The 9,695-nt window shown below is 68.3% G+C and carries 6 protein-coding genes and 1 pseudogene; 5 read left to right on the top strand and 2 right to left on the bottom strand.

Features of this window, described 5'->3' with window-relative positions; all coding sequences use genetic code 11:
* Positions 1-607 (bottom strand): annotated as a pseudogene (locus EJK91_RS08285) (hypothetical protein); the annotation flags it as partial.
* 581 nt (positions 608-1,188) lie between these two features.
* Positions 1,189-1,737: a hypothetical protein gene (locus EJK91_RS08280; protein WP_241178652.1), complete on the bottom strand. Its 549-nt coding sequence runs from the start codon at positions 1,735-1,737 to the stop codon at positions 1,189-1,191.
* Between the two features lie 77 nt (positions 1,738-1,814).
* Between EJK91_RS08280 and EJK91_RS08275 the strand changes: the two genes are divergently transcribed.
* The 5 genes from EJK91_RS08275 to EJK91_RS08255 all read left to right on the top strand — a co-directional run bounded on the left by EJK91_RS08275 (position 1,815) and on the right by EJK91_RS08255 (position 9,625).
* A complete protein-coding gene (locus EJK91_RS08275; RefSeq protein ID WP_046191494.1) occupies positions 1,815-3,197 on the top strand; it encodes an FAD-binding oxidoreductase in 1,383 nt (460 codons plus the stop codon).
* Complete coding sequence (locus EJK91_RS08270) at positions 3,198-3,962, top strand: decaprenylphospho-beta-D-erythro-pentofuranosid-2-ulose 2-reductase (protein WP_125078661.1); 765 nt, start codon at positions 3,198-3,200, stop codon at positions 3,960-3,962.
* A gap of 181 nt (positions 3,963-4,143) precedes the next feature.
* On the top strand, positions 4,144-5,979 hold the full coding sequence (locus tag EJK91_RS08265) for a galactan 5-O-arabinofuranosyltransferase (protein WP_164517913.1): 1,836 nt from the start codon (positions 4,144-4,146) through the stop codon (positions 5,977-5,979).
* On the top strand, positions 5,976-9,200 hold the full coding sequence (locus EJK91_RS08260; protein ID WP_125078667.1) for an arabinosyltransferase domain-containing protein: 3,225 nt from the start codon (positions 5,976-5,978) through the stop codon (positions 9,198-9,200). The genes EJK91_RS08265 and EJK91_RS08260 overlap by 4 nt, the downstream gene beginning before the upstream one ends.
* A gap of 116 nt (positions 9,201-9,316) precedes the next feature.
* A complete protein-coding gene (locus EJK91_RS08255) occupies positions 9,317-9,625 on the top strand; it encodes a hypothetical protein (protein WP_024442540.1) in 309 nt (102 codons plus the stop codon).
* The last annotated feature ends 70 nt before the right edge of the window (positions 9,626-9,695 follow it).

Here is a 9,695-nt window from a genome sequence, read left to right as displayed (position 1 = left end):
CGGCACCACCACCACCGCCGAACAAACCACCCTGACCACCCGCGCCACCGTCATCGCTGGCGCCGGTGCCATCGGCATCCCAGCCCGCACCACCCGTGCCCCAGATCCAGCCGCCCGCACCACCGTTGGGGTCAGCCGCCGTACCATCTGTGCCATCACCAAACGGCATCAACCAATTGACGTCATTCCAGTCCCACGAGTTGCCGCCGAAGTCACTCCACGTCCAACTGAAATCCGCCGAACCCAGGGTGTTGAAGTCCACATCAGCAAACAACGCATCCCACGTGGCCTGATTGCCGAACCCATCAAAGAAATCCGTCCAACTGGTCGGATCCAACACCACCGACCACGCCGCCTGATCCCCCCAATTCACCCCCAAATCCGCAACCGCATCCCCCAACCCCTGACCGAACAAATCGACCAGCACATCCTCAACATCGGCATGCACCACAGGAGAAACCGCCAACGGCGCCATCCCAAACGCAAGGAACGCGCCGACCGCGCTGCTCGCGCCGACGGCCCGGTTGCTGTGACGGCCTTTGTTCTGACGGTGACGAGCCACGTCAATCCCCCTTAAGCGATCCATAACGAAGCCATAACAATACATGTGCTGTCAGATGTTAACCGCCGTTTGGGATCCGTCAACCCGCGTCCACCAGCTCGGAATACTCTCCAGTAACCCGAGTTGAACAGGCGTTTTCAGCTCCAACAGAGCGATGCGGAGCCGCTTTTTTTACCAAAAGTTCTCAGGAAAATATCGCAGCGCCTCGCCGGTGGATGGCCACGGTGGCGCGATGGAGTTCCACCGCGCCGAGCAACAACCAGACCCCCTAGCAGGCTAGATCCGCTCAAAAAGCTGGTCTGGCTCACCTTGGTGGAGCCGGCTCAGCCGGCCGCGGGGCTTGGGCCAGGAAGGATCAACACACTGGTTTACTCAGGTTCCAATCACCGGATGGCAACGCCCGCTGAGCTGGCCCGATGGCTTCGTGGGTATAGCCGCGATTCCAGCCGAGGGCTGGCGGCAAGCGTCGTGACAGGCGACTTTAGCCAAGTCGACACATAGATTTTCCATACTTAACGCACCGAATGGCCCCGCCATGGTGGGCATGACGTCAGACCCTCAAACGCCGATCAGCACCGGCTGCGCAATGCGCAACCGGTGCTGATCGGACAGCAGAAGCTACGGAGTTACTCCGGCTGGCAGAGGTTGTCCAAGACGTCGATCTGACCGCGCAGCTGGTCGCGCAGCGGCTGCTGGACCTCGTCCTCGGGCGAGTGCCCGGCCAGGTAGTTGATGCTCAGCGCCTCGAGGGTGTCGGCCATGTCGCCGACAGCCTGGGCCACGTCGGCCGGGGTGGCCGGGTTGGACTCCAGGGCCTGGTGCAGGTACGCGCCACCGGCGAACAGCGACAGCCGCGCGTTGGTGCCCACCGCCAGGTCACCGGCGAGGTCGCCCGGGACCGGGTTCTGCAGGTTGGTGTTGAACTGGGTGCCCTGACGCACGACACTCTGCGCGTTGCAGATGTTGCCCTTGGCCTGAGTCCGCTGGTCGTCGTTGAACTTCTGGCTCGTCGACGGGTGGAACCAGCCGAGGATAGCCAGGACGATACCGATCACGGCCAGCGCCAGAGCGGCGATCGTGGGCACCGACAACGCCGACGCTGAAGTGGAAGATTGCGGAAAACCCGCGGTCTTGGGCTTGGCAGAGGATGATTCGCTTGCAGAGGTCTCAGGCATTGCGCGATCGTAACGGGACAGCTCCGTTTAGTCACGCTGAATCGAGATGCGGCGCGTTGACGGTACCCTCATGTGCGATGTTGAGCACCGAGTTGCAGACCACACCCCGCCGCCTCACCGGTTGGGGCCGCACCGCGCCGAGCGTGGCGCAGGTCTTGTCGACCCCGGACGTCGACGTCATCGCCAAGGCGGTGGCCCGATCGGCCGAGTCGGGAGGCCGCGGCGTGATCGCCCGCGGGTTGGGCCGTTCCTATGGGGACAACGCCCAGAACGGCGGCGGCCTGGTGATCGACATGACCGCGCTGAACCGGATCCACTCGATCTCCGCCGACCGCGGCCTCGTCGACGTCGACGGCGGCGTGAGCCTGGACCAGCTGATGAAGGCGGCGCTGCCGTTCGGACTGTGGGTGCCGGTCCTGCCCGGTACCCGCCAGGTCACCATCGGGGGTGCGATCGCGTGCGACATCCACGGCAAGAACCACCACAGCGAGGGCAGCTTCGGCAACCACGTGCGCTCCATGGAGCTGCTGATCGCCGACGGGACCGTGCGGCACCTGACGCCGGATGGCGATGACGCCGCCTTGTTCTGGGCCACCATCGGCGGCAATGGGCTGACCGGGATCATCCTGCGCGCCACTATCGCCATGACCCCGACCGAGACGGCGTACTTCATCAACGACGGCGACAACACCGCCACCCTGGACGAGACCATCGCCTTTCACAGCGACGGCAGCGAAGCCAACTACACCTATTCCAGTGCGTGGTTCGACGCGATCAGCCCGGCGCCGAAGCTGGGCCGGGCCACCATCACCCGCGGGCGGCTGGCCCTGCGCGACGAGCTGCCCCCAAAGCTCGCCCGCAACCCGCTGAAATTCGACGCACCGCAGTTGATGACGGTGCCTGACGTCTTCCCCAACGGGTTGATGAACAAGCTGAGCCTGAGCGCCATCGGCGAGCTGTACTACCGCCGCGGCGGCCACTACCGGGGCAAGGTGCAGAACCTGACGCAGTTCTATCACCCGCTGGACCTGCTCGGTGAGTGGAACCGCGGCTACGGCCCGGCCGGCTTCGCGCAGTACCAGTTCCTGGTGCCCACCGAGGCCGTCGAAGAGTTCAAGAGCATCATCATCGACATCCAGGCCAGTGGGCACTACTCGGCGCTCAACGTGTTCAAGCTGTTCGGACCCGCCAACCAGGCGCCCCTGAGTTTCCCGATGCCCGGCTGGAACGTGTGCCTGGACTTCCCGATGAAGCCCGGCGTCAACGAGCTACTGAACTCCCTCGACCGCCGGGTGCTGGAGTTCGGCGGCCGGCTCTACACGGCCAAGGACTCCCGCACCACCGCGGAGAACTTCCACGCCATGTACCCGCGGATCGACGAGTGGATCGCGATACGCCGCCAGGTGGATCCCGAGGGGATCTTCGCCTCAGATATGGCCCGACGTTTGGAGCTTATGTAGATGGTGTTCGACGCAACCGGAAACCCCCAGTCCATTCTGCTGCTGGGTGGTACCTCCGAGATCGGCCTGGCGATCTGTGCGCGCTACCTGCGCCACGCCTCGGCGAGTGTGGTGCTGGCGTGCCTGCCCGGTGATCCCGGCCGGGACGGCGCCGTGGCTGCGATGGAGGCGGCCGGCGCCAAGTCGGTGCGGATCGTCGACTTCGACGCCCTGGACACCGCGAGCCACCCGGCGATGATCGATGCCGCATTCAGTGCCGGCGATATAGACGTGGCGATCGTGGCATTCGGCATGGACGCCGACGCCGAGGAGCTCTGGCACAACCAGGCCAAGGCGGTTCAGGTCGCGCAGATCAACTACACCGCAGCGGTATCGGTGGGTGTGCTGCTCGCCGGCAAGATGGGCACTCAGGGCTTCGGGCAGATCATCGCGATGAGCTCGGTGGCCGGTGAGCGGGTCCGCCGGACCAATTTCGTCTACGGCTCCACCAAGGCCGGGCTCGACGGCTTCTACCTCGGCCTGGGCGATGCGCTTCGCGAAGACGGGGTCGGGGTGCTGGTGATCCGGCCCGGCCAGGTGCGCACCCGGTTCTCCGCGCATGTCAAGGAAGCACCGTTGACCGTCGACAAGGAAGACGTCGCCGAACTGGCGGTGACCGCAGCCGCCAAGGGCAAGGAGATCGTCTGGGCGCCAGGGGCGTTCCGCTACGTCATGATGGTGCTCCGGCACGTCCCGCGGGCGATCTTCCGCCGGTTGCCCATCTAGCCGATGAGCCGCGCCAGCCTCGTGCGTCACACACGTCACGGCGGGGAAGGCTGCGGTGAGTTGCCCGCCTTTGAGCGACAATCGTTGTCGCTCAAAGGCGGGCAATCGGCATATATCTCTTTCCGAGTGAAAGTTGAGACTGGTGGTGGCCGTGCGTAATGCGCTGAACGCGGTGGCCCAGATGATCCTGGCCGGCATCATCGCCGTCGTCGTCGCGGTGGTCGCACTGGTGGCGATCGCCCGGGTGCAGTGGCCGGCCTACCCGTCGTCGAACCAACTGCACGCCCTGACCACCGTCGGGCAGGTCTGCTGCCTGGCCGGGTTGGCCGCGGCCGCCGTGCTGTGGCGACGCGGCCGGCAGGCGCTGGCCTGGCTGGCGGCGGTGGTGTTCGCCAGCGCGTTCTCGGTGGTGACGCTGGCGATGCCGCTGGGGGCCACCAAGCTCTACCTGTTCGGAATCTCGGTGGACCAGCAGTTCCGCACCGAATACCTGACCCGGCTGACCGACAGTCCCGCGTTGGCCGACATGACCTACCTCGGGCTGCCGCCGTTCTACCCGCCCGGCTGGTTCTGGCTCGGCGGGCGGGCCGCGGCCTGGACCGGGCTGCCGGCCTGGGAGATGTACAAGCCGTGGGCGATCACCTCGATAACGGTGGCCGTCGCGGTCGCGCTGGTGCTGTGGAACAAGATGCTCCGCTTCGAGTACGCGCTGCTGGCCACCGTCGCCGGGGCGGCGGTGACGCTGGCCTACAGCTCCCCGGAGCCCTACGCGGCGATGATCACCGTGCTGCTGCCCCCGGTGCTGATCCTGACCTGGTCGGGCCTGCGGGCGTCCGGCCGAGGCTGGGGCGCAGTCGTCGGCGCCGGTGTCTTCCTGGGCTTTGCCGCCACCTTCTACACCCTGCTGGTGGCCTACACCGCCTTCACGGTGACTCTGATGGCGGCGCTGCTGGCGGCGTCGCGGGCGATCAAACGCGCCGGCGCCAAAGCCGCGCTGAGCCCGCTGGGCCGGCTGGCGGTGATCGGCGTGATCGCCACGGCCATCGCGTCGCTCACCTGGACGCCTTATCTGCGGCAGGCGCTGTACCACCCGGCCGGCGAGTCGCGCAGCGCCTTCCACTACCTGCCCGGCGACGGCGCCGAGCTGAGCTTCCCGATGCTGCAGTTCACGCTGCTGGGAGCACTGTGCCTGCTGGGCACGCTGTGGCTGGTGACGCGGGCCACCAAGTCAACCCGAGCAGGGGCCCTGGCGATCGGCGTCGTCGGCGTCTACCTGTGGTCGCTGCTGTCGATGCTGTCCACACTGGCCCTCACCACCCTGCTGAGCTTCCGGCTCCAGCCGACGCTGACGGTGCTGCTGGCCACGGCCGGCGTGTTCGGCTTCATCGAGGGCGCCCAGGCGCTCGGCCGGGCCGCGCACGGCTGGCACACCATCGTCTACCCGGTCGCGACCGCGGTGGGGCTGGCCGGGGCGATCGCGTTCAGCCAAGACATTCCCGAGGTACTGCGGCCCGACATCACCGTCGCCTACACCGACACCGACGGCCACGGCGATCGCGGCGACCGGCGCCCACCCGGCGCGGCGAAGTACTACGAGGCCGTTGATGCCGCTATCACGGCGGCCACCGGCAAGCCACGCAACGAGACGGTGGTGCTCACCGCCGACTACAGCTTCCTGTCCTACTACCCCTACTGGGGCTTCCAGGGGCTGACGCCGCACTACGCCAACCCGCTGGCGCAGTTCTCCGCGCGCGCCGCCGCGATCGAGGCCTGGTCCAAGCTCGAGACCCCCGAGCAGTTCACCCACGCGCTCGACGACTTGGCGTGGCCGGCGCCAACCGTATTTCTGATGCGTCCCGGCGCCGGGGACAGCTACACGCTGCGACTGGCCAAGGACGTCTACCCCAACCATCCCAATGTGCGCCGCTACACCGTGGAGCTCGATGCGGCCCTGTTCGCCGGGCCGCAGTTCCACGTGCAGAAGATCGGCCCGTTCGTGCTTGCCATCCGCACCTGACCGACGCCGTCGAGCGCACCGATAGCATCTGGTCCGTGACCGATACGCGCGCCGACTTCCGGATCGCTCGGGCCGTCGCCGTCGTCGCCGGCATCCTGGGCACCCTCCTGGCGATCCTCACCCCGTTATTACCGGTCAAGCAGACCACCGCCGAACTCAACTGGCCGCAGAACGGTGCCCTGGCCAGCGTGCAGGCACCGCTGATCGGCTACGTCGCCACCGACCTCGACATCAGCGTGCCGTGCCAGGCCGCGGCCGGCCTCACCCCGGCCAAGTCGGTGCTGCTGTCCACGGTGCCCAAACAGGCCCCCAAGGCCGTCGATCGTGGACTGCTCATCGAACGCGTCAACGACGACCTGGTTCTGGTGGTGCGCAACGTGCCGGTGGTGGTGGCGCCGCTTTCGGCGGTGCTGGGCCCGAACTGCCAGAAGCTGACCTTCACCGCGCACGCCGACCGGGTCACCGCCGAATTCGTCGGCCTCACCTACGGACCCAACGCCGAAAAGCCCGGCTCCCCGCTGACCGGCACCCGCAGCGGCTACGACTTCCGCCCACAGATCGTCGGGGTCTACACCGACCTGTCCGGCCCGGCGCCCGACGGACTGGACTTCACCGCCACCGTCGACACCCGCTTCTCCAGCGCCCCCACCCCCCTCAAGCTGGCCGCGATGATCCTCGGGGTGGCGCTGACACTCATCGCGCTGATCGCCCTGCACATCCTGGACACCGCCGACGGCACCCGGCACCGGCGCTTCCTGCCGGCCCGCTGGTGGTCGGCCTCCCCGCTGGACGCCCTGGTCACCTGCGTGCTGGTCTGGTGGCACTTCGTCGGCGCCAACACTTCCGACGACGGCTACATCCTGACCATGGCGCGGATCTCCGAGCATGCCGGCTACATGGCCAACTTCTACCGCTGGTTCGGCACCCCCGAGGCGCCGTTCGGCTGGTACTACGACCTGCTCGCGGTGTGGGCCCACGTGTCCACCTCCAGCATCTGGATGCGGCTACCCACCCTGGCCATGGCACTGGCGTGCTGGTGGCTGATCAGCCGCGAGGTGATCCCCCGCCTGGGCCACGCCGTCAAACACAGCCGGGCGGCGGCCTGGACCGCGGCCGGCATGTTCCTGGCGTTCTGGCTGCCGCTGAACAACGGCCTGCGTCCGGAGCCGATCATCGCGCTCGGGATCCTGGCGACCTGGTGTTCGGTGGAGCGGGCGGTGGCCACCAGCCGACTGCTGCCGCTGGCGATCGCCTGCATCATCGGCGCGATGACGTTGTTCTCCGGGCCGACCGGGATCGCGTCGATCGGTGCGCTGCTGGTCGCGATCGGGCCGCTGCGCACCATCTTGCACCGGCGCTCCAAGCAGTTCGGCCTGGCGCCGCTGCTGGCGCCCATCGCCGCGGCGGTCAGCATCACCGCGATCGTGATCTTCCGCGACCAGACCCTGGCCGGTGAGATCGAGGCCAGCACGCTGAAGTCCGCGGTCGGGCCCAGCCTGGCCTGGTTCGAGGAGCACGTCCGCTACGAGCGGCTGTTCCTGGCCACCCCCGACGGCTCGGTGGCGCGCCGGTTCCCGGTGCTGGCGCTGGGTGTCGCGCTGGCGGTGGCAGTGGCGATGGCGCTGCGCAAGGGCCGGATTCCCGGCACCGCGGCCGGACCGAGCCGGCGCATCATCGGGATCACCATCATCTCGTTCATCGCGATGATGTTCACGCCCACCAAGTGGACGCATCACTTCGGGGTGTTCGCCGGGCTGGCCGGGTCCCTGGGTGCACTGGCCGCCGTCGCGGTGAGCGCCGCCGCCATGCACTCGCGGCGCAATCGGATGCTGTTCACCGCGGTGGTGCTGTTCATCACCGCGCTGTCGTTCGCCAGCGTCAACGGCTGGTGGTACGTCTCCAACTTCGGGGTGCCGTGGTCGAACGCCTTCCCCAAGTGGCATCTGGCGTTCGCCACCATCGGCGTGGGACTGACGGTGGCGGCGGCGCTGGTGGCGGCCTGGTTCCACTTCGCCAACGGCGCCGAGCGGCGACCGCGCTGGGCCGCACTGTCCGGCTACCCGCTGGCGATCGCCTCCTGGGTGCTGATCGTGTTCGAGGTGGTGTCGCTGACCGCCTCGATGCTCGGCCAATACCCGGCCTGGACGGTGGGCCGCTCCAACCTGGGCGCCCTCACCGGCAAGACGTGCGGGCTGGCCGACGACGTACTGGTCGAACAGGACCCCACCGCCGGGATACTCCCCCCGATCGACTCGCCGGTCGACGACGCCCTGGGCGCGACGTTCTCGGTCGGGTTCACCCCCAACGGAATTCCCGCCGACGTCTCGGCCGACCAGATGATCGGCCCGCCCGGGCTGGGCCGGCTGGCCGACGACGACGCCCAGGTCGCCGGCGGCGAGGCCGGCACCGAGGGTGGCATCACCTCGGGCGAGGGGATCAACGGCTCACGAGCCCGGCTGCCCTACAAGCTGGACCCGGCCCGGGTGCCGGTACTGGGCAGCTGGCGCGCCGGCATTCAGGTGCCCGCGCTGCTGCGTTCGGCCTGGTACCGGTTGCCCACCGACCGGGCCAACGCCGGACCGCTGCTGGTGGTGGCGGCCGCGGGCCGCTTCGACCGCGGCGAGGTCACCGCGCAGTGGGCCACCGATGCCGGGGCCGAGGCCGACAAGCCGGGCGGCACCGTGGACTTCGGTGACATCGGCGCGGTCCCGGCCTGGCGCAACCTGCGCGCGCCGATGTCGGCGATCCCCGCCGAGGCCACCCGCATCCGGTTGGTGGTCCGCGACGACGACCTGGCCCCGCAGCACTGGATCGCGGTGACACCGCCGCGCGTCCCGCAGCTGCGCACCCTGCAGGAAGTGGTGGGCTCGCAGGACCCGGTGCTGCTGGACTGGCTGGTCGGCCTGGCGTTCCCCTGCCAGCGTCCGTTCGGTCACCAGAACGGGGTGACCGAGGTGCCGAAGTGGCGGATCCTGCCGGACCGGTTCGGCGCCGAGGCGAACTCTCCGGTGATGGACAACAACGGCGGCGGCCCGCTGGGCATCACCGAGCTGCTGGTGCGCGCCACCACGGTGCCCAGTTATCTGAACCACGACTGGTTCCGCGACTGGGGCGCCCTGCAGCAGTTGACGCCGTACTACCCCGCGGCCACACCGGCGAATCTGGATCTGGGGACCGCCGTGCGCTCTGGGCTGTGGAGCCCCGCGCCGCTGCGGCACTGATCCGGGTCACCCGCCCCACTCGCCCCGCCCGTCACCGGAGCCGAGGCATGTGAGCGTTGCCCGGCTCTGAGCGACAACTGCCTGCCCTGTCGGACCGGGGTGCCAGGGTTCGCCACATGACGAACCGGAGATCACTGCGCGGCATCGAACTGCGCTACATATTGACCCACCACCTGTTCCATTACGGGACGTGCAGCATCAACGAGCTGGCCGCGGAGCTGGACTCGCGAGGCTTCAGCGTCGCGGGGCGGCCGTCGAAGGCGATCTCGGATGCCCTGCGCTGGGAACGCGAACACGGCCGGGTGTTCCGGCGCGGTCGGGGCCGCTACGGGCCCGCGTCGATGCCGCGGAGTACCGAGTACCGGATTCACCAGCGGGTGATGGCGTTGCGCGCCGAGGCCGCGGGCCAGGACCTCGGCCCGTAACCCGGCGCACCTCGTCCTGCACCCGACATGACGTGGGTTGTCGCTCAAAGCCGGGCAACTCTGCGTATGG

It is taken from the genome of Mycobacterium sp. P7213 (genome assembly GCF_900604305.1).
Lineage (GTDB): Bacteria > Actinomycetota > Actinomycetes > Mycobacteriales > Mycobacteriaceae > Mycobacterium.
The sequence above is the reverse complement of the archived record's forward strand: the minus strand, read 5'-3'. Positions and strand labels throughout refer to the sequence as shown.